The following is an 18790-nucleotide window of genomic DNA, read 5'->3' as shown; positions in this document are numbered from 1 at the left end:
AAACAGCGGCTATGGTGCCATCGATGCGATGGTGGCCGGTGTCGGCGCGCTGGCGGCGGCCAGCCTGAGTTCACGCCGCTGCCTGCCCGGCAGGGTGTCCGGCCACCAGGCCAGCCGATGATCCCGGCCCGCGGCATCGCGATAGCACAGGAAGGCCAGCGGACCGCGCCAGTGCAGCCGGACGCCTTCCATCCGCGCGCCATCGATGGTCGGATCGCCGTCCATCGGCCAGGCGACGGCACGCACCGGCACACGAAGATGGCCACGCGCCAGCCATGGACCCTGCAGGGCCGACAACAGCGCCAGCGGGATCGCGATCCAGCGCGGCATCCCGCACGCCAGCACGGCGCACGTGCCCAAGGCCCCCAGTCCGGCCAGTGCCACCGCCAGCCAGCGCGAAGGCCGCCACGCCAGGCGCACCACCGGTGCGTCAGGCGGGAGGTTTGCGGATGTGCTGGACGAGCGAATCAAGTGCGGCATCGGGCGCGGTCTCATGGCCGAGGAACCAGCGCCAGAGCCTATCGTCCTCGCAATCCAGCAGGCGTAGGAAAACCGCGCGCTCGTCGTCGGAAGCCCCCGCCCAGTCGCGCTCGAGCCAGCGCACGAGCAGCTGGTCCAGCTCGCGCATGCCGCGGCGGCAGCGCCAGCGCAGGCGCTTGAGCTGGGTGGCGTCGTCCGCGCTCACCCGCGCAACAGGCCCACGCCCAGCATCGCCCACAGCGTCCACAACGCCAGCCCGCCGGCGACGTAGGCGCGGAAACGATGCATGACCTTGTTGTAGCTGCACTGGATCGCGCTGTGCACCACGCGCGTGGCCACGAAAAACCAGGCCAGTGCGAGGGTCAGCGCCGTCACCTGGGCGGTAATCGCCGCGACCACCAGTGCCAGGTAGAACAGCACCGGCAGTTCGAACAGATTGCGGAAGTTGTCCGCCGCCCGGCTGTCGGTGAGTCGCGCTGCCGCCTGCGCCGACGTCGCCACGGCCTGCGGGTGGATGCGCTCGCGCTTCATCTGGCCGATGCGACTGAAGAACATCCGCCACCAGACCACGAACGTCAGCGCGGCCATCGCCAGAGCGGGAAGGAAGATGCTGCGATCGGCCATGTTTCATCCCTTGGTTCGGTGGCCGGTGAAGCGTCGACACGCCGCCGCCTTGTCCACGCTCGAAGGCGCTGGATATCTGCTTTCGGGGGAACGACGGACCGGGGTCAGGGCCTGCGTTCGCTGCGGATCAACCGCGCCGGGCCAGCATCAGCTGCTTGATTTCCGCGATCGCGCGCGCGGGGTTGAGGCCCTTCGGGCAGGTGCGCGTGCAGTTCATGATCGTGTGGCAGCGATAGAGCTTGAACGGATCCTCGAGGTCATCCAGGCGCGCGCCGGTGTCCTCGTCGCGGCTGTCCATGATCCAGCGATGCGCCTGCAGCAGGATGGCGGGCCCCAGGTAACGGTCGCCGTTCCACCAGTAGCTTGGGCAGGCGGTGCTGCAGCAGGCGCACAGGATGCATTCGTACAGGCCGTCGAGCTTGGCGCGGTCGGCCTTGGACTGCAGGCGCTCCTTGTCCGGCGGCGGCGCGCTCTGGGTGCGGATCCACGGCTTGATCGACGCGTACTGGGCGTAGAAGTGCGTGAGATCCGGCACCAGGTCCTTGACCACCGGCATGTGCGGCAACGGGTAGATCGGAACCTCGCCTTTGCCCGAGCAATCCTCGATGGCACGCGTGCACGCCAGCGTATTGGTGCCGTCGATGTTCATCGCGCACGAACCGCAGATGCCCTCGCGGCAGGAACGGCGGAACGTCAGCGTCGGGTCGATCTCGTTCTTGATCTTGATCAGCGCGTCGAGAACCATCGGGCCGCAGGCGTCCAGGTCGACTTCATAGGTGTCGACGGTGGGATTGCGGCCATCCTCCGGGTTCCAGCGGTACACCTTGAACGCACGCACGCGCTTGCTGCCGGCCGGCGCGGGAAACCTGCGGCCCGGCTGGACCTTGGAGTTCTTGGGAAGGGTGAATTCGGCCATTGGGGATCCGTGATTCGTGGTTCGTCATCGGTGATCGGCGGGCGCGTCGCGACGGTTGTTGCGGTCGCGGATCGCCGATCGCCAATCCCAGCTGTCAGTACACCCGCGGCTTCGGCGGCACCACGCCGACATCGTCGTCCAGCGTGTACAGGTGCACCGGGCGATAGTCGATGTGGGTCCTGCCGGTTTCGCCGTCGACCCAGCACAGACTGTGCTTCATCCAGTTGGCGTCGTCGCGGTCCGGGAAATCCTCGCGCGCGTGCGCGCCGCGCGATTCCTGGCGGTTTTCCGCCGAAACAATCGTCGCCAGCGCCTGGCCCAGCAGGTTCTGCAGTTCCAGCGTCTCCACCAGGTCGGAGTTCCAGACCAGCGAGCGGTCGGACACCTTGACGTCGGCGAAGGAGGCGTGGATGTCGCGGATCTTGCCGACGCCTTCGGCCAGCGTTTCCCCGGTGCGGAAGACCGCGGCGTCGAGCTGCATGGTGCGCTGCATCTTGTCGCGGATGACCGCCGTCGGCGTGCCGCCGTTGGCATTGCGCACGCGGTCGAGGTTGGCCAGCGCGGCGTCGCAGGCGCTTGCGGGCAGCGTCTTGTGCGATTGCCCGGGCCGGATGGTCTCGGCGCAGCGGTTGGCGACCGCGCGGCCGAACACGACCAGGTCGAGCAGTGAATTCGAACCCAGGCGGTTGGCGCCGTGCACCGACACGCAGGCGGCCTCGCCGATCGCATACAGGCCGGGGACCACTTCGTCCGGGTTGCCGTTCTTCAGCTGCACGACTTCGCCGTGGTAGTTGGTCGGGATGCCACCCATGTTGTAGTGCACGGTCGGCAGCACCGGGATCGGCTGGCGGGTGACATCGACGTTGGCGAAGATGCGCGCGCTCTCGGCGATGCCGGGCAGTTTTTCGTGGATGTCCTTCGGGTCCAGGTGGGTCAGGTCGAGGTGGATGTGGTCCTTGTGCGGGCCCACGCCGCGACCTTCGCGGATTTCGATCGTCATCGACCGCGACACGACGTCGCGCGAGGCCAGGTCCTTGGCGTTGGGGGCGTAGCGCTCCATGAAGCGCTCGCCCGAGGCGTTGCGCAGGATGCCGCCTTCACCGCGCACGCCTTCGGTGATCAGCACCCCGGCGCCATACACGCCGGTGGGATGGAACTGGACGAATTCCATGTCCTGCAGGCCCAGCCCGGCGCGCAGCGCCATGCCGCCGCCGTCGCCGGTGCAGGTATGGGCGGAGGTGGCGGAGAAATACGCGCGACCGTAACCGCCGGTCGCCAGCACCGTGCCCTGGGCGCGGAACAGGTGCAGCGTGCCTTCGGCCATGTCGAGCGCGAGCACGCCGCGGCAGGTGCCGTCCGCGTCCATGATCAGGTCCAGCGCGAAGTATTCGATGAAGAAGCGCGCGTCGTGCTTGAGCGACTGCTGGTAGAGCGTGTGCAGGATCGCGTGTCCGGTGCGGTCGGCCGCGGCGCAGGTGCGCTGCGCGGTGCCCTTGCCGTACTCGGTGGTCATGCCGCCGAACGGGCGCTGGTAGATCGTGCCCTGCTCGGTGCGCGAGAACGGCACGCCCTGGTGCTCGAGTTCGATCACCGCGGGGATCGCCTCGCGGCACATGTATTCGATCGCGTCCTGGTCGCCCAGCCAGTCCGAACCCTTGATGGTGTCGTAGAAATGGTAGCGCCAGTCGTCCGGGCCCATGTTGCCGAGCGCGGCGGAGATGCCGCCCTGCGCCGCGACCGTGTGCGACCGGGTCGGGAACACCTTGGTGATGCACGCGGTATTGAGGCCCTTGTGCGCCAGGCCGAAGGTCGCGCGCAATCCGGCACCGCCGGCGCCGACGACGACCATGTCGTATTTGTGTTCGACGATCTTGTATGAAGCTGGTTTGTATGCGCTGGTCATGTCGGCCGGTCGAAGGTCAGGGGGTCGCCGCAAGGCTCAGCGCGATGTGCCCGAGCGCGTACAGCGAGGCCAGCGCCGCGATCGCGCAGGCGAAGGTCACCAGCAACTGCAGGGTCACTTCGAGCCAGCGCGTGTGCACGTAGTCCTCGATCACCACCTGCATGCCGAGCTTGGCATGCCAGAAGGCGGCGACGACGAAGGCGGCCAGTGGGATCGCGTTCCACGGCCTGGCGATCGCGGCGCGCGCGGCATGCAGGTCGGCGCCCACCAGCGAGACCAGCACGCCGACCAGCCACGGCACCAGCAGCGCCAGCAGCACGGCGGTCACGCGTTGTGCCCACCAGTGCCCGGTGCCGGTCTTCCCCGAGCCCAGCCCGCGGGCGACCTTGAGCGGCGTGCGGTAGGGGTCGTGCGGATCGCGCCGCGGCGCCCCGCTGGTGCCGATGTTGCTCATGGATGCACCCGCAGTGCGGCGAACCAGATCGCCGCGGTGAACACGACCGTCAGCACCACCACGGTCCAGCCTGAGCGGTAGAACTCGGGAATCTCGAAGCCCCAGCCCATGTCCCAGAACAGGTGGCGGATGCCATTGAGCAGGTGGTAGACCAGCGACATCGAGAAGCCGAACAGCGCCAGCCTGCCCAGCGGCGAGGCCAGGCAGGCGGCTACGTGCGCGTAGTGCGCGCCGCCGGCGGCCAGCGCCAGCAACCATGCGGCCAGCGCGAAGGCGCCTAAGGTGATCACCACACCGGTCACGCGGTGCAGGATCGACATCGTCATCGTGATCTGCCAGCGATAGACCTGCAGGTGCGGTGACAGGGGACGCTCGGTCGCCATCGTCGGAACTCGTCCTTGCGGTTGGCGCGGCGCGAAGCCGCAGACAGCAATCAAACCGGTCGTCGAAGGCTGGGCTACCGACAACCGACCCTCAGAAATCCCCTCAGAAATCGATGCAGCGTCCGTTCTTTTCCCAATCGCCGTAGCGCGTCGGTTCCGGGCCGTCGCGCCCGCCGATTTCCACCGGCAAGGGCGCCGCTGGCGCCGTGGCCGGCACGGTGCCGACAACGTCGGCCGGTGCCTCGGCGGGAGCAGGATCGGAGCCGGTTTGACCTATCATTTCGATTCCCTTAGCCGTGCAAGTGTAAATCCGGGGCCCATGGACGACAACCTGCTGCCTGCGCAAGCCACCGCGTTCGCCCTGCCAGCGGCGTCGGTGCTGGCCCTGCACGGCGCCGACGCGGTGAAGTTCGCCCAGGCGCAATTCATGAGCGACGTGGCGTCGCTGGCCGATGGCCAGTGGCAGTGGAGCGGCTGGCTGACGCCGAAGGGACGGCTGGTGGCGTTCTTCGCTCTGCTGCGGTTCGACGCGCAGACGCTGTGGTTGCTGCTTCCGGATGCCGACGCCGATGGTTTGCGCGAAGCGCTGCAGCGCTACGTCTTCCGCAGCAAGGTGGTGCTGGAGGCACGTCGCGATCTGCGCGTGTCGGGCGCGGTTTCCCCGCCCGCCATCGCGCGCGCGGCGCAGCTGTCCGCGGCCGGCGACGGCACGGTCGAAGTGGACCTGGGGACGCCGGAGACCGCGCGGGTCGTGCATATCGGTGCGCGCAGCATGCCGGCCGATGCGGGCAAGGCGGCGGAGTGGATGGCATTCGACCTTCTGCACGGCCTGCCGCGCCTGGATGTCGCGCAGTCCGGGCACTGGACGCCACAGCAGTTGTCGCTGGATCGGCTGCGTGCCTACAGCGTGAAAAAGGGCTGCTACCCGGGGCAGGAAATCGTCGCCCGCACGCATTTCCTCGGGCAGGCGAAGCGCGGGCTGCGATTGTTCGACAGTGACGCCAGTGTCGATACCGGCAGCGACGTGCTCGATGGCGAACAGGTGGTTGGCACGATCGTCAGCCGGGTCGCAGTGGACACCGGCAGCGTGTTGCTGGCGGTGCTGCCCCTGGAGCATTCAATGCACGGATTGACGGCAGCCGGCGCGCCGTTGCGGGCGCAGCCGCTGCAGGAAGGCCTGGCGCGGTAGGGCGCGCGCTCTGCGCCGCATCGCCCGGGGCGCGCTCTTTTTGTAGGAGCGGCTTCAGCCGCGAGCTCCGATCGATTGCCGTCGAAAAAGCGAGAGCTCGCCGCTGAAGCCACTCCTGCCAGGGGGCTTTCGGCGTTGCCTAGCTGCGCTTGGCCAGCATGCCAGCGGCCGCGACGATTTCCTCGTCGGATGGGATCACCAGGAACGCCGCGCCGGCAAGCGGGGTGAAGGTGTCCGCGCCGACCACGCGTTGCAGCGGCTTGCCGCCGTGGCCGGCTTCGGTGATCGCGGTGATCACGCCCTCGCCCACCCCGGCACTGTGGCGGCCTTCATCGACGACAAGGATCCGCTTGCATTGCGCGGCATGCTTCGCGATCGCGGCGTCGTTGAGCGGCACCAGCCAGCGTAGGTCGACCACGCGCACCTTCCAACCGTATTGCGCCTCGATCGCACGCGCCGCCCGCAGGCTCATCGGGATGCCGTTGCCGAAGCTGAAAATCACGCAATCGGTGGCTTCGGGCGCATAGACACGTTCTTCGCCCAGCACCAGCGCCTGGTCGGGCGGCGGGTAGGAGGTGAGCCAGCCGCCATCGCCGGCCTCGTACAGGTCCTTGGCCATGTACAGCGCGATCGGCTCGAGGAAGGCGCATACCCGGCCATCCACCTTCGCCAGCGCCGCGAGCGTGCGCAGCATCATCGCCGCATCGTCGCCGCGCGAGGGACAACCGACCACCAGCCCCGGAATGTCACGTAGCGCGGTGATCGAATTGTCGTTGTGGAAATGCCCGCCGAAGCCGCGCTGGTAACCCAGGCCGGCGATGCGCACCACCATCGGGTTGCGGTACTGGTCGTTGCTGAAGAACTGCAGGCTCGCCGCCTCGCCGCGGATCTGGTCGATGGCGTTGTGCAGGTAGGCCAGGTACTGGATTTCCGGGACCGGCAACATGCCCAAGTTGGCGTAGCCCTGTGCCAACCCGAGGATGACGGTTTCGTCGAGCAGCGTGTTGAACACCCGGCGGTTGCCGAAGGCCTTGTGCAGGCCCTTGGTGACGGTATAGACGCCGCCCTTCTGTGCCACGTCCTCGCCGAAGAGCAGAGTTTCCGGGTATTTGGCGAACAGCTCGTGCAGCGCATTGTTGATCTGGATCGCCAGGTGCCTTGGCGCCTGCCTTTCCGGCAGTTTGGCCTCGCCACCGAACACGGCCGCGCGCTTGTCGGCGTAATCGGCGCGGGTGGCCTCGGCCTGCACCGCCGCCGGCGTAAAGGGCGCCAGCGGCGCCATCACGTCTTCCAGCGTGGTCAACCGCGGACGCCTGTCGGCATCCTCCGCGGCGGCGAAGCACTTCCTGCGCGTGTCTTCATACAACGCCAGGATCTCGTCCTTCGACATCAGTCCCGATTCGAGCGCGATCGCGGCACTGCGCAGCAGCGGGTCGCTGGCTTCCACCGCGCAGAGCTCCTCGATCGAGCGCCACTCGATCTCGAAGTCGGTGCCGGCGTGACCCATGATCCGCGTCGTGCGCAGGTGCAGGAAGGTCGGGCGGCGCGTGCGCCGGCAATGCTCGACCGCCGCCTGCACGTCGCCGTAGCCTGCGGACAGGTCCAGGCCGTCGGCGAAGAAATAATCCAGGTCCGCACGGTCGCGGAAGTTGCGCGAAATCCAGTCGGTCGGCGTCTTGACCGAAATCCCGATGCCGTTGTCCTCGCACACGAACAACACCGGCGCCGGGAGCTTCTGGTAGGCCGTCCACGCCGCGGCATTGAACGCGGTCTGCGCGGTGGCATGGTTGCTCGATGCGTCGCCGAACGAGCAGATCGCGATGCTGTCGTTGGGGATCGGCAGCGCGTGGCCGATGCGCCGGCCCTGCTCGATCGCCACCGCCGTGCCGAAGGCCTTGGGCAGGTGCGAGGCGATGGTCGACGTCTGCGGCAACACCCACAACGGCTTGCTGCCCCAAACCTTGTGGCGGCCGCCGGAGGCGGGATCGTCCTTGCTCGCGGCGAACGACAGCGCCGAATCCATGATCGGATCGAGCTTCCTGCCGTCGGTGCCCGGCAACTTGCGGAAACGCTCGGCCATGAACGCGCCGCTGCGGTAGTGCAGGAAGGCAGGGTCCGTGTGCCGCGTGGCGCGCGCGACCATCGCGTTGCCTTCGTGGCCGCTGGAACCGATGGTGTAGAAGACCTTGTTCTGCACTCGCAGCACGCGCGCCATCAGGTCGAGGTGGCGGCTGATCAGCTGCGACTCGAACAGCTCGCGGAAGCCCTGCGCATCGAGCGCGCTGCCGTCCAGGATCGCTTCGTGGGGCGACGGCTTCGCATCGACCCCACCGTTCCAGTCGCGCACGAATTCCTGGAAGTTGACGTCGCAGATCTCGGCGCGGTTGACGCCCTTCATGCGTGCGGGGATGGGCTTTGCGGTCGTGGCTGTCATTTCGTTGTTTGCCGTCGTTCCCGCGAAAGCAGGAATCAAATGTATTGGGGGATGTAGCGGGTCGCGGCGCCTTCAGCGCCGGCCAGGAACAGGTGGAAACATGCTCATGTCGATGCCTCGATGCGCGCAGCCGCCTGCGCGTCGAGCGCCGGCATCGGCACGAATCCCGGCGTCGCGCGCACGCGTGCCAGCCAGTCGCGGATCCCGGGGTACGGCGACAGGTCGAAGCCACCGTCGCTGGCGACATCGGTGTAGGCGAACAGGGCGATGTCGGCGATGCCGTATGCGTTGCCGGTGAACCAGGGCGCCGTGAGCAGGTGCCGCTCCATCACCGCCAACGCCTGCAGGCCGCGCTCGCGCAGCTTCGGCAGCTCGGCGCGACGTGGCGAATCCAGCGCCGTCCAGCCGCAGATGAAACGCGCGACGGCAACATACGGCTCGTGGCTGTACTGCTCGAAGAACATCCAGCTCAAGGCCTGCGCACGCTGCCAGCCATCGGCGGGGAAAAATGCGCTGCCTTCGGCGAGCCAGAACAGCATCGCGTTGGATTCGACCAGGATGCGGCCGTCCGCCGTCTCCAGCATCGGCACCTTGCCGTTGGGGTTTTTGGCCAGGAACTCCGGCGTGCGGGTGCCGCCATTGGCGATGTCGACTTCGACCCAGCGGTAGTCGCACCCCAACTGCTCCAGCAGCAGTCGCACCTTCTGGCAATTTCCGGACGGCGAGAAGCCGTGGAGCGTGATCACGCCGTCGCCTCGCGTGCCTGTCGCGACGCCATCCATTGCGCGCGGGTCTGTCCCCAGACCCCGATCTCGACATCCTCGTAAGGCGGCGGCAGGTTTTCCACGCCGCGGTACACCGAGCCCAGGCGCTCGGCGAGCGCGATCGACGCCTTGTTCGGCAGCTGGATGCTGTGGATCACCTCGCTCCAGCCCAGGGCGTCGAAGACCCAGTCAATGGCGGCGGTCGCCGCTTCGCGGGCATATCCCTTGCCGGTGAATTCACGGCGCAGGCTCCAGCCGACCTCGGTGCCGGGCCAGCCTTCGGGCTTCCATGGTCCCGCCTGTCCGATCCACTGCCCGCTCGCCTTCTCGACCAGCGAGAACATGGCGAAGCCCTGGATCGCCCATGCGCCCGGCATCTGCAGGAACTTGCGCCACGCGGCGGCGCGGCCGACGTGGCCGCCGATCCAGCGCGCGGTGTCCTCGTCGCCCATCATTTCCGCGTAGGCGTCGAAGTCCTCGCGCTCTGGCAGGCGAAGGATCAGTCGCTCGGTTTCGATACGGACGTGTGGGAGTTGCATTGCCCGCGGATCCTTTTAACCGTCATTCCCGAGAAAGCGGGGGTTCCCAGCAGCCGAATGGCTGATCAACAGTGACTTTTCGTCCAATGCAACAGCGACGTCGCCGGATTCCCGCTTTCGCGGGAATGACGACGCCCATCAGAACGCGTTGATGCCCGTCAGCTCCCGCCCGATCACCAGCTGGTGCACGGTTTCGGTGCCTTCGTAGGTGATGACCGATTCCAGGTTCAATGCGTGCCGGATCGCGCAGTGTTCGGTCGTGATCCCGGCGCCGCCGAGCAGGTCGCGGCACTGGCGCGCGATGTCGATCGCCATGCGGCAGTTGTTCCACTTGGCCAGCGACACCTGCGCCGGCGCCATCCTGCCGGCATCCTTCAGGCGGCCCAGTTGCAGCACCAGCAGCTGCGCCAGCGTGATCCGGCGCGCCATGTCGGCAAGCTTCAGTTGCGCGGATTGCGTGGCCGCCACCGGGCGGTCGAACAGGATGCGCTCCTTCGAATAATTCAGCGCCTCGTCCAGGCACGCGATCGCCGCGCCGATCGGGCCCCAGGTGATGCCGTAGCGCGCCTGGGTCAGGCAGCCCAGCGGGCCCTTGAGACCCTTGACGTTGGGCAGGCGGTTGGCCTCGGGCACGCGCACGTTGTCGAAGAACAGCGACGACGTCACCGACGCGCGCAGGCTCATCTTGTGCTTGATTTCCTGGGCGGCGAAGCCCGGCATGCCCTTCTCGACGATGAAGCCCTGGATGCCGTCGTCGGTCTGCGCCCAGACGATGGCGATGTCGGCGACGTTGCCGTTGGTGATCCACATCTTGGAGCCGTTGAGGATCCAGTCCGCGCCGTCCTTCTTCGCGTTGGTCTTCATGTTGGCCGGATCCGACCCACCATGCGGCTCGGTCAGGCCGAAGCAGCCGATGACCTTGCCCGCGGCCATGTCCGGCAGCCAGCGCATGCGCTGTTCTTCCGAGCCGTAGGCGAAGATCGGATACATGCACAGCGAGGACTGCACGCTGACGAAGCTGCGGATGCCGCTGTCGCCGCGCTCGAGCTCCTGGCAGATCAGGCCGTAGCTGACACCATTGAGGCCATGGCCGCCGTACTGCTCGGGCAGCGAGGAGCCCAGCAACCCGAGATCGGCGATCTCCGGGATCAGTTCCTTCGGGAACCGGCCCTGGTCGAAGCAGTCGCCGATGATCGGCAACACGCGCTCATCGGTGAATCGGGCGACCGTGTCCTGGATCGCCTGCTCCTCTTCGGTGAGCAGCGAGCGGACATCGAACAGGTCGTAGGGAGGCAGGGCCATGGCGGGCTTCGCTCGACGGGAAACCGCCATTGTATCGGCCCATGCTGCAGCGCGGCACCCCGGCCGCGGACACGGAAAAGGGCCGGATCGCTCCGGCCCCTTCGGGAAACCCCCTGCAATCCAGGCGTCAGCCGTGGTCGCTGCCGCCGGCCGAGGCCACCTGGGTCACGACCTGGCCGTCGACCACCGGCAAGCGGTCGCCCGGCTTGTGGTCCATGCGCACGGTGTTTTCCTGGCCGTCGTAACGGTAGGTCACCTTGTAGGCGACGGTATGGTCTTCGCTGCCCAGCGCGATGCGACTACCTGGCTTGCTGCCCAGGCGCATGGTGCCGGTGGTGCCGTCCGGATTGCGGTAGGTCACGTTGTAAGCGACCACGCGCGAGGACTGCGAGGTCGACGTCACCGTGTGGCACTGGCGCTCGGTGCGGCTGATCATCTTGTTCTCGGCGTGGTGCTGCTCGATCGCGCGGCCGGCAAATGCGCCACCCACGGCGCCACCGACCGTCGCCAGCTTCTTGCCGGTGCCGCCACCGACCTGGTTGCCGACGAGGCCGCCGATGACGGCGCCCGCGACGGTGCCACCGATGTTGCGCGGGTCACGACGCGGCGCCTGCTCCTGAACCACGACGTCGTTGCACTCTTCGTGCGGGGTGGAAACGCTCGACGTCTCGCGCACCGGATCGGTGCCGATGACCTGCGCGTAGAGCTTCTGCTTTTCGGTGACCGGCACCACGTTGACGACGTCGGCGTACTCGAGTTGGCCAGCGGGCGGGATCGACGCGTCGGCGGCGGCGTCTGCCGTCGCCAGGCCTTCCGGCGCGGCAGCGGTGACGGCGGCGTTGGTCGCCGGATCGGAGGCGTGGCCACGCGTGCTCTCGAATGCGGCCACGGCGACGCCGCCGACCAGCAGCGAAGCCAGTGCGATTGCGAGGGTGTTGCTTTTCATGGTGGCTCCTGTTGGCGGGCAGGCCCGCATCGATTGACGCGGCGATTCCACCACCGGAAACCTGAACAAGGGCCGATCACGCGCCGTGGACGGGCCCGCGCTACGCCGGGACCGTGACAGCCGTCGTGCTAGCGTCGCCGCCACCGCTTCGGACGAGCACTGATGGCCAACCTCCTGCTGGGCCCGTTGTTGCGCTGGTTCGGGCGCCTGGGTTTCCCGCGGCTGTTCCTGGTGACCGCGGCCCTGTTCGTGGTGGATCTCGTCATCCCCGACGTCATTCCCTTCGCCGACGAGCTGTTGCTGGGCCTGGGCACGCTGCTGCTTGCGAACTGGAAATCGCGCGACGGCGTCCGCAACCCCGGCCCCGGCCCGCGACGGGATTGATCGACCCACCGTCATGCCTTCCGACGGTCCGCGCCTGTTCGACAGCCACTGCCACCTGGACGTGGCCGAATTCGATTCCGACCGCGCCGCCGTGGTCGAGCGCGCGCGCGCCGCCGGCGTCACGCGCCAGCTGGTGCCGGCGATCGAGGCGGCCGGATGGCCTGGCCTGCGCGACGTCTGCCGTAAATTCGACGGCCTGTATCCGGCCTACGGCCTGCATCCAATGTTCCTGGCCGCGCACCAGCCGCGGCACCTGGACGACCTGCGCGAATGGATCGAGCGCGAACGCCCGCCGGCGATCGGCGAATGCGGCCTGGATTTCCATGTCGATGGCCTCGATGTCGAAACCCAGCAGTTCTACTTCCGCGGCCAGCTGGCGATCGCGCGCGAACATGGACTGCCGCTGGTGATCCACGCCCGGCGCGCGGTCGAAGCCGTGATCATCGCCATCAAGGCGACGGGCGGCGTGCGCGGCGTGGTGCACAGCTTCGCCGGCAGCGCAGAGCAGGCGCGGCAACTCCACGATCTCGGCTTCCTGGTCGGACTCGGCGGCCCGGTGACCTATGGGCGCGCCAATCGGCTGCGCAAACTGGCCGCCGCGATTCCCCTCGATCAGTTGCTGCTGGAAACCGATTCACCGGACCAGCCCGACTCGCAGCATCGGGGCCAGCGCAACGAACCCGCGCGCATCGTCGACGTCCTGCAGGTGATCGCAGATCTGCGCTCGGAGGACCCGGCGCTGATCGCAAAAGCGACGACCGGCAATGCCGAGCGATTGTTTGGGTTGGCTCCCGCGTAGGCGCCGGGCCTGGTCGTTCGCTGGCCGACCGGGCGCTTCTTTTTTCGCGGGATTCCTTCGCAGCCCGCGGCTCCAGCCGCAAACTACGCAGCGACGCGGCGATGCTTGAGCAGCGTTTCCAGCGCCTTGCCGACGGCGGCGAATGCGAACGCGCCGGTGATGTGGGTCGCCGCACCCAGGCCGGCACCACAATCGAGCTTCAATGCAGCGTCCGGATCAAGCCTGGGGCGCAACCCGCACACGCTGCCATCGGCCTGCGGATAGCGCACGTTTTCCAGCGAGTAGATCGCCGGCACGCCGAAATAACGGTCGGCGTTGCGCGGAAAATTGAAATCCGCGCGCAACTTCTTGCGGATCAGCGACAACATCGCATCGTGCTCGGTGCGCGACAGGTCGCGGACGCGCACCTGGGTGGGATCGGTGCGCCCGCCGGCGGAGCCCACGGTGATGATCGGCTGCTTGCGGCGACGGCACCAGGCAATCGCCTCGAGCTTGGCGCGGAAACTGTCGCAGGCATCGAGCACCAGGTCGAAGCCCCCGCCCAGCAGCGACTCCAGGTTCGAAGGCGTCAGGAAGGAGGCGACGGCATCGGCCTGGATCGCCGGATTGATCGCACGGCATCGCTCGGCCATCGCCTCGGCCTTGCCGCGGCCGTATTGGCCCGCAAGCGCCGGCAATTGCCGGTTGGTGTTGGACAGGCACAGGTCGTCGGCGTCGATCAGCGCCAGCCGGCCGATGCCGCTGCGGGCGAAGGCTTCGGCTGCCCACGAACCCACGCCGCCCAGTCCGACCACCGCGATCCCCGACGCACGGAAACAGGCCAGCGCGCCACGCCCGTACAGGCGGTCGATGCCGGCGAAACGATCGGTCCAGTCGCGTTCCATGCGCACAGTCTAGCGGCCGCCCAACGCAGCCTGGCCCCGCGGGGACGCATGGTATGGTCGCCGCCACACCGCCCGAGGAGTGACCGATGGCCAGCAACGCGTCCCGTTACCTGTTCCTGTTCCTGATCGGCCTGGCCATGGGAATCATCGGCACGGTGATGGCGATGCGCGCGATCGACGCGCGCCAGGACCATTTTCCCTCCAGCGTGATGGAGGTCCAGGGCTGGCACGTGCACCAGCTCAAGGCCGCCACCGAGCAGAACCGCTGCGCCGCGACCGACACCCTGCCCCACCTGCAGGCATTGCGGACGATGGCCAACGACATCGAGCCGGCCTTCCCGGACCTGCGCGACGACCAGCGCTTCGCCAAGCATGCGAGCGACCTGCGTGCGACGCTGGACAGCGCGCTGGCCAACCCGCCGCTCAACTGTGCCGGCGTGGGTACCACCCTGGCGAGCATCAGCGACAACTGCAGCGCCTGCCACAAGGAATTCCGCAACTGAGGCGCGGCGCGAGGGGTGGGTGAATCCACCCCGTCGCCAGCAAGCTGCGCACGCGTCCCGCCCTTCGCGACCTGGCCCGGCGGCCGCTGGGCGGGCAACACATGGCGCCACGGATTGGGTCCCCCGATCCTCCCCTTCGCGTGCCAGCCGGCCTTGGCATCGAGGGCCGCCCGCCGGCGCGATGAATCCCCGCTGACGGTTACCCGCGCCGACGGCACGCTTGACCGGCCATTCACCAAGCCGCTCCTAAGGTGGGCCACGGTCCGGAGCAACGGCTCCCGCCTCCCTCGGCCCCCCAGGAGATCCGCATGAACATCCGTCTGATCGGCACCACCGCGCTGCTCGCTTCGCTGGCCGCGGCGGGCTGCGCCACGACAAGTCCCGGCTCCGGCTACGGCTACGGCAACGCCGCTCCCGTCTCCAGCAGCGCGGCCTGCTACGACTGCGGCACCGTGACCCGCATCGAGGTCGCCTCCACCTCCAACAGCAACGTTCCCAACGCCACCGGCGCGGTCCTGGGCGGTATCGTCGGCGCCGTGGCGGGTCGCGAGATTTCCGACAAGACCGGCGGCAGCGCCGGCAACAAGAACGTCGCCACCGCCGCCGGCGCGGTCGCCGGTGCGGTTGCGGGCAACGCGATCCAGAACCACGCCCAGGCACAGGGCGTCTACAACGTCTACGTGCGCATGAACGATGGCCGCACCACGGTCGTGACCCAGAGCGACCTCGGGGGCATCCGCGAAGGCTCCTACGTGCGGGTGAGCAACGGCCGCGCCTACCTCCAGTAGGCTCGGACCGGCAACGAAGGCCCGCTCCGGCGGGCCTTTTTTTATGCATACGCCGGCGACTTGCTGCAGCGCAAGGTGCCTGCCCGCTCAGCGTTGGTTAACGTGCGTCACGTCCATTCCGTGACGCCCACCCCGATCCTGGAGATACCCCTGATGAGTGTCCCCGTCGCACGCATTGCCGCCGTCACCGCCATCCTCTGCGGCGGCATCGCCGTCGCCCTGGCTGCTCCACGCAACGCTCCGGTCAACCCCCTGCGGGTCGGCATGTTCGCCGGCGACGGCGCGGTCGAAGTGATCGTCACCAACACCAGCAACAAGGTCGCGCGCGTGCCGAAGTGGCAGCTGCCCAGCGGCGAGCTGCAGGCCAACCTGTTCCGCGTCAGCCGCGACGGGCAGCCGGTGGCCTACGAAGGCATGCTCGCCAAGCGCGGCCTGCCGGGTCCGTCGGACTTCGCCATCCTGCGTCCGGGACAGAGCTACCGCACGGTGGTGGACCTGGGCGAGTTCTACGCGCTGGACAAGGCCGGGCAGTACACCGTCACGCTGTCCTCGCCGCTGCAGCACGCGTCGATGTCCGACGGCCGCATGCTCAGGACCAGCCGCGGATTGCCAATGCTGCTGCAGAGTGCGCCATTGCAGGTCTGGAACAGCGCCGCCAGGGCCGGCCACAAGAAGCCCGGCAGCGGCGGCGGCGGCAGTACGACGGTCGTCAACGGCGTGACCTTCGCCAGCTGCTCGTCGACCCAGATCAACCAGAGCGGCCAGGCCGTGGTCGATGCCCGCGGCTACACACAGAACGCGCGCAACTACCTCGCCGGCGGCACCGTGGGCGCGCGCTACACGACGTGGTTCGGCAGCTATACGTCCAGCCGCTACAACACCGCCTCCAGCCACTTCGTCGCGATCGACAACGCGATGGACCAGTCCGGCGGCCAGGTGAAGATCAACTGCGGCTGCAACGGCAGCGAGTACGCCCACGTCTACGCCAACCGCCCGTACGAGATCTTCGTCTGCCGTGCGTTCTGGCCGGCACCGGCGAAGGGCACCGACTCCAAGGCCGGCACCCTGATCCACGAGATGAGCCACTTCGATGTCGTCGCCGGCACCAACGACTGGGTGTACGGCCAGTCCGCGGCGAAGAACCTCGCCGCGACCAATCCGACCAATGCGCTGGACAACGCCGACAACCACGAGTACTTCGCCGAGAACAATCCGTCGCAGAACTGAGCCGCGGCACCATCACCAGGCGACCCGCTTCGGCGGGTCGTTTTTTTTGCCTTGACGGCACTCACGACGACACCCGCGAAAGAACGCGATCCTTGCCGCCATGACGCCAGACACCCTGCTCTACGCAATCGCCGCCGTACTGGTCATGGTCGGGCTGGTCGGCATCGTGCTGCCGGCACTGCCCGGCATTCCCCTGGTCTTCATCGGCATGCTGCTGGCCGCCTGGGTCGGTGGCTTCCAGCAGATCGGCGCGGTGACGCTGGTCGTGCTCGGCCTGCTGACGCTGTTGTCGCTGGCGGTGGACTTCTGGGCAGCGGCGATCGGCGCGCGGCGGGTGGGCGCCAGCCGGATGGCCTTGGCGGGCGCGGTGATCGGCACGCTTGCCGGGGTGTTCTTCGCCCCGATCGGACTGTTCGTCGGGCCGTTTGCCGGCGCGCTTGCCGGTGAACTGCTTCATGGCCGCTCCGTCAGTGCTTCCCGCCTCGGCCACGCCACGCGGGTGGGCATCGGCACCTGGCTCGGGATCGCCTTCGGGGTCGCGCTGAAGCTGATGCTGGCGATCGCCATGCTGGGCCTGTTCGCGTGGGCCTGGTACCACTAGCCACACGCGACTTTCACGGCTTGCTGAACCCGCTGCCTCCACTGTTGAGCTTTCGGTCGCCGGCACAGCGTGCGCCAGCCCATGCGCCGATGCCCTGAACCGGAGTCGTGGCCTTGCCGTGGAGTCGTCGTCGAATGGTCTGGACCATCCTGATCACCGTGCTCGTCACCGGTCTCGTCGTGGTGGTTGCACTCAACCTCGCGACCCCGGAAAAAAAGCTCGAGCGCAAGATCGAACATCGTTATGCCGTGGCCGACCCGCAGTTCCGCCGCGAGATGGGCGTGCTGCTCGGGCCGGCGATCCTGCACGGCAACCACGTCACCGACCTTGAAAACGGCGACGAGATCTTCCCGGCCATGCTCCAGGGCATCCGCTCGGCGAAGAAGACCATCACCTTCGAGACCTACATCTACTGGTCGGGGGAGATCGGCAGGGAATTCGCCGATGCCCTGAGCGAACGCGCGCGCGCGGGCGTCAACGTCAACGTCACCATCGACTGGGCCGGCAGCGTGAGCATGGACGAAAGCCTGCTGACGCAGATGAAGGAGGCCGGCGTCCACGTCGAGCGCTACCGGCCGCTGCACTGGTACAACCTGACGCGGATGAACAACCGCACCCACCGCAAGCTGCTGGTGATCGACGGCAAGGTGGGTTTCACCGGCGGCGTCGGCATCGGCGACCCATGGAAGGGCCACGCGCAGGATCCGGACCACTGGCGCGACATCCACTTCCGCATCGAGGGCCCGGTGGTCGCGCAGATGCAGGCGGCCTTCAACGACAACTGGATCAAGACCAGCGGCGAGGTGCTCAACGGCGTGGACTTCTTCCCGCCGCTGCAGCCGGCCGGCGACATGGACGCTAACATGTTCGTCAGCTCGCCATCCAGCGGCAGCGAAAGCATGCACCTGATGTACCTGATGGTGCTCGCTGCGGCCGAGAAGTCCATCGACCTGGAGGCCGCGTATTTCATCCCCGACGACCTGATCACCAATGCGCTGGTCGCGGCACGCCATCGCGGCGTGCGGGTCCGCATCGTCATGCCGGGCAAGAACACCGATTCGGATGCGGCGCGGATGGCCTCCAAGGCCGGCTGGGGACCGCTGCTGCTGGCAGGCGTGGAGATGTACGAATACGAGCCGACGATGTTCCACGACAAGATGCTGATCGTGGACGGACAGATGGTGTCGGTCGGCTCGACCAACTTCGACCTGCGCTCGTTCGAGCTCAACGACGAGGCCAGCCTCAACGTCTACGACGAGGCGTTCGCGCAGCGGATGACGCGGGTGTTCGAGAACGACCTCAAGCCGACCAAGCAGTACACCTACCAGCAGTGGAAGCATCGGCCGCTGAAGGAGAAGTTCGCCGAGCGCTTCATCCAGCCGCTGCGGTCCCAGCTCTGAGGCAACCACGCACGGGCCACGCCGGCTGGGTCATCATGTGCCGATGACCCTGCCCTCCCCGCTCCGCACCGGCCTGCTCGCCTGCCTGCTGCTCGCCGCTGGCGCCGTCGCCCTCCCCACCGCACAGGCCAAGGCACCGAGCCCGGAACGGGCGATGGCGCCGGCCATGCCCCCCGAACTGCCGCTGCGCGCGCAGCCCGGCGCGGATGCCGCCGCCACGCCGAACGCCGCGCGCGTGGCCGCCGAAGTGCGCGGCGAGACCGGAAGAGC

Annotated in this window: 23 protein-coding genes; 9 read left to right on the top strand and 14 right to left on the bottom strand. The window is 67.8% G+C overall.

The annotated features are described in order from the left end of the window. Positions 1–9: 9 nt before the first annotated feature. From G7B67_RS01860 to G7B67_RS13385, 8 genes are all read right to left on the bottom strand, one after another. Positions 10–360 (bottom strand): hypothetical protein, encoded by a 351-nt coding sequence (locus tag G7B67_RS01860; protein WP_243412208.1) that lies wholly within the window; start codon positions 358–360, stop codon positions 10–12. Positions 361–430: 70 nt separating this feature from the next. Continuing rightward, positions 431–685: an FAD assembly factor SdhE gene (locus tag G7B67_RS01855; protein WP_425482398.1), complete on the bottom strand. Its 255-nt coding sequence runs from the start codon at positions 683–685 to the stop codon at positions 431–433. Further along, entirely contained in the window at positions 682–1104 is a 423-nt protein-coding gene (locus G7B67_RS01850; protein WP_166206965.1) for an MAPEG family protein, read from the bottom strand. Before G7B67_RS01850 ends, G7B67_RS01855 begins: the two co-directional genes overlap by 4 nt. A 127-nt stretch (positions 1105–1231) precedes the next feature. Continuing rightward, on the bottom strand, positions 1232–2020 hold the full coding sequence (locus tag G7B67_RS01845; RefSeq protein WP_166206962.1) for a succinate dehydrogenase iron-sulfur subunit: 789 nt from the start codon (positions 2018–2020) through the stop codon (positions 1232–1234). Between the two features lie 94 nt (positions 2021–2114). Then, positions 2115–3923 (bottom strand): succinate dehydrogenase flavoprotein subunit, encoded by a 1809-nt coding sequence (gene sdhA / locus G7B67_RS01840; RefSeq protein WP_166206959.1) that lies wholly within the window; start codon positions 3921–3923, stop codon positions 2115–2117. A gap of 16 nt (positions 3924–3939) precedes the next feature. Continuing rightward, positions 3940–4377, bottom strand: a complete 438-nt coding sequence (sdhD, locus tag G7B67_RS01835; protein WP_166206956.1) for a succinate dehydrogenase, hydrophobic membrane anchor protein — start codon at positions 4375–4377, stop codon at positions 3940–3942. Then, positions 4374–4760, bottom strand: coding sequence for a succinate dehydrogenase, cytochrome b556 subunit (sdhC, locus tag G7B67_RS01830; RefSeq protein WP_166206953.1), 387 nt, complete (start codon positions 4758–4760; stop codon positions 4374–4376). The genes sdhD and sdhC overlap by 4 nt, the downstream gene beginning before the upstream one ends. A gap of 103 nt (positions 4761–4863) precedes the next feature. After that, entirely contained in the window at positions 4864–5040 is a 177-nt protein-coding gene (locus G7B67_RS13385) for a DUF1674 domain-containing protein (protein WP_243412207.1), read from the bottom strand. A 39-nt stretch (positions 5041–5079) separates the two neighbouring features. On the opposite strand from G7B67_RS13385, the gene ygfZ reads away from it, so the two are divergent. Then, positions 5080–5949, top strand: a complete 870-nt coding sequence (ygfZ, locus tag G7B67_RS01820) for a CAF17-like 4Fe-4S cluster assembly/insertion protein YgfZ (RefSeq protein WP_166206950.1) — start codon at positions 5080–5082, stop codon at positions 5947–5949. A 139-nt stretch (positions 5950–6088) separates the two neighbouring features. Here ygfZ and G7B67_RS01815 read toward each other — a convergent pair whose 3' ends face one another. The 5 genes from G7B67_RS01815 to G7B67_RS01795 all read right to left on the bottom strand — a co-directional run bounded on the left by G7B67_RS01815 (position 6089) and on the right by G7B67_RS01795 (position 11934). Continuing rightward, positions 6089–8383, bottom strand: coding sequence for a thiamine pyrophosphate-dependent enzyme (locus tag G7B67_RS01815; RefSeq protein WP_166206947.1), 2295 nt, complete (start codon positions 8381–8383; stop codon positions 6089–6091). 104 nt (positions 8384–8487) lie between these two features. Continuing rightward, positions 8488–9126 (bottom strand): glutathione S-transferase family protein, encoded by a 639-nt coding sequence (locus tag G7B67_RS01810; protein WP_425482401.1) that lies wholly within the window; start codon positions 9124–9126, stop codon positions 8488–8490. Further along, a complete protein-coding gene (locus G7B67_RS01805; RefSeq protein WP_166206941.1) occupies positions 9126–9686 on the bottom strand; it encodes a GNAT family N-acetyltransferase in 561 nt (186 codons plus the stop codon). Before G7B67_RS01805 ends, G7B67_RS01810 begins: the two co-directional genes overlap by 1 nt. Positions 9687–9824: 138 nt before the next feature. Beyond that, positions 9825–10988, bottom strand: coding sequence for an acyl-CoA dehydrogenase family protein (locus G7B67_RS01800; protein ID WP_166206938.1), 1164 nt, complete (start codon positions 10986–10988; stop codon positions 9825–9827). Between the two features lie 127 nt (positions 10989–11115). Beyond that, positions 11116–11934, bottom strand: coding sequence for a glycine zipper 2TM domain-containing protein (locus G7B67_RS01795; RefSeq protein ID WP_166206936.1), 819 nt, complete (start codon positions 11932–11934; stop codon positions 11116–11118). A 162-nt stretch (positions 11935–12096) separates the two neighbouring features. Here G7B67_RS01795 and G7B67_RS01790 point away from each other — a divergent pair, with 162 nt between their 5' ends. Both G7B67_RS01790 and G7B67_RS01785 read left to right on the top strand, forming a co-directional pair. After that, positions 12097–12318 carry a DUF6116 family protein gene (locus tag G7B67_RS01790; RefSeq protein ID WP_166206933.1) on the top strand — a complete coding sequence of 74 codons (222 nt, stop codon included), beginning with the start codon at positions 12097–12099 and terminating at the stop codon, positions 12316–12318. A gap of 13 nt (positions 12319–12331) precedes the next feature. Continuing rightward, a complete protein-coding gene (locus tag G7B67_RS01785; RefSeq protein WP_166206930.1) occupies positions 12332–13117 on the top strand; it encodes a TatD family hydrolase in 786 nt (261 codons plus the stop codon). An 83-nt stretch (positions 13118–13200) separates the two neighbouring features. On the opposite strand, the gene G7B67_RS01780 is transcribed toward G7B67_RS01785, so the two are convergent. Next, positions 13201–14001, bottom strand: coding sequence for a tRNA threonylcarbamoyladenosine dehydratase (locus G7B67_RS01780; protein WP_166206927.1), 801 nt, complete (start codon positions 13999–14001; stop codon positions 13201–13203). A gap of 86 nt (positions 14002–14087) precedes the next feature. Here G7B67_RS01780 and G7B67_RS01775 point away from each other — a divergent pair, with 86 nt between their 5' ends. The 6 genes from G7B67_RS01775 to G7B67_RS01750 all read left to right on the top strand — a co-directional run. Continuing rightward, the gene (locus G7B67_RS01775; RefSeq protein WP_166206924.1) at positions 14088–14504 is read left to right on the top strand and encodes a hypothetical protein; all 417 of its coding nucleotides are present in this window, start codon (positions 14088–14090) and stop codon (positions 14502–14504) included. A gap of 308 nt (positions 14505–14812) precedes the next feature. Then, entirely contained in the window at positions 14813–15292 is a 480-nt protein-coding gene (locus G7B67_RS01770) for a glycine zipper 2TM domain-containing protein (protein WP_166206921.1), read from the top strand. 150 nt (positions 15293–15442) lie between these two features. Next, positions 15443–16519, top strand: coding sequence for a M35 family metalloendopeptidase (locus G7B67_RS01765; protein WP_425482400.1), 1077 nt, complete (start codon positions 15443–15445; stop codon positions 16517–16519). Positions 16520–16619: 100 nt separating this feature from the next. Continuing rightward, on the top strand, positions 16620–17120 hold the full coding sequence (locus G7B67_RS01760; protein ID WP_166206918.1) for a DUF456 domain-containing protein: 501 nt from the start codon (positions 16620–16622) through the stop codon (positions 17118–17120). A 134-nt stretch (positions 17121–17254) separates the two neighbouring features. Continuing rightward, a complete protein-coding gene (cls, locus tag G7B67_RS01755; protein WP_166206915.1) occupies positions 17255–18520 on the top strand; it encodes a cardiolipin synthase in 1266 nt (421 codons plus the stop codon). Between the two features lie 43 nt (positions 18521–18563). Further along, on the top strand, positions 18564–18790 hold a 227-nt coding region (locus G7B67_RS01750; protein ID WP_207780852.1), incomplete at its 3' end, for a hypothetical protein.

It is taken from the genome of Cognatiluteimonas telluris, from assembly GCF_011320095.1.
In the GTDB taxonomy this organism is placed as follows: domain Bacteria; phylum Pseudomonadota; class Gammaproteobacteria; order Xanthomonadales; family Xanthomonadaceae; genus Cognatiluteimonas; species Cognatiluteimonas telluris.
Note: the sequence above shows the minus strand (reverse complement) of the source record. Positions and strands in the feature narration are given on the sequence as shown.

Coding starts and splice junctions, on each gene's coding strand:
- G7B67_RS01850 (WP_166206965.1), bottom strand. CDS start 1,104: ATGGCCGATCGCAGCATCTTCCTTCCCGCTCTGGCGATGGCCGCGCTG.
- G7B67_RS01845 (WP_166206962.1), bottom strand. CDS start 2,020: ATGGCCGAATTCACCCTTCCCAAGAACTCCAAGGTCCAGCCGGGCCGC.
- sdhA (WP_166206959.1), bottom strand. CDS start 3,923: ATGACCAGCGCATACAAACCAGCTTCATACAAGATCGTCGAACACAAA.
- sdhD (WP_166206956.1), bottom strand. CDS start 4,377: ATGAGCAACATCGGCACCAGCGGGGCGCCGCGGCGCGATCCGCACGAC.
- sdhC (WP_166206953.1), bottom strand. CDS start 4,760: ATGGCGACCGAGCGTCCCCTGTCACCGCACCTGCAGGTCTATCGCTGG.
- G7B67_RS13385 (WP_243412207.1), bottom strand. CDS start 5,040: ATGATAGGTCAAACCGGCTCCGATCCTGCTCCCGCCGAGGCACCGGCC.
- ygfZ (WP_166206950.1), top strand. CDS start 5,080: ATGGACGACAACCTGCTGCCTGCGCAAGCCACCGCGTTCGCCCTGCCA.
- G7B67_RS01815 (WP_166206947.1), bottom strand. CDS start 8,383: ATGACAGCCACGACCGCAAAGCCCATCCCCGCACGCATGAAGGGCGTC.
- G7B67_RS01805 (WP_166206941.1), bottom strand. CDS start 9,686: ATGCAACTCCCACACGTCCGTATCGAAACCGAGCGACTGATCCTTCGC.
- G7B67_RS01800 (WP_166206938.1), bottom strand. CDS start 10,988: ATGGCCCTGCCTCCCTACGACCTGTTCGATGTCCGCTCGCTGCTCACC.
- G7B67_RS01795 (WP_166206936.1), bottom strand. CDS start 11,934: ATGAAAAGCAACACCCTCGCAATCGCACTGGCTTCGCTGCTGGTCGGC.
- G7B67_RS01790 (WP_166206933.1), top strand. CDS start 12,097: ATGGCCAACCTCCTGCTGGGCCCGTTGTTGCGCTGGTTCGGGCGCCTG.
- G7B67_RS01785 (WP_166206930.1), top strand. CDS start 12,332: ATGCCTTCCGACGGTCCGCGCCTGTTCGACAGCCACTGCCACCTGGAC.
- G7B67_RS01780 (WP_166206927.1), bottom strand. CDS start 14,001: ATGGAACGCGACTGGACCGATCGTTTCGCCGGCATCGACCGCCTGTAC.
- G7B67_RS01775 (WP_166206924.1), top strand. CDS start 14,088: ATGGCCAGCAACGCGTCCCGTTACCTGTTCCTGTTCCTGATCGGCCTG.
- G7B67_RS01770 (WP_166206921.1), top strand. CDS start 14,813: ATGAACATCCGTCTGATCGGCACCACCGCGCTGCTCGCTTCGCTGGCC.
- G7B67_RS01760 (WP_166206918.1), top strand. CDS start 16,620: ATGACGCCAGACACCCTGCTCTACGCAATCGCCGCCGTACTGGTCATG.
- cls (WP_166206915.1), top strand. CDS start 17,255: ATGGTCTGGACCATCCTGATCACCGTGCTCGTCACCGGTCTCGTCGTG.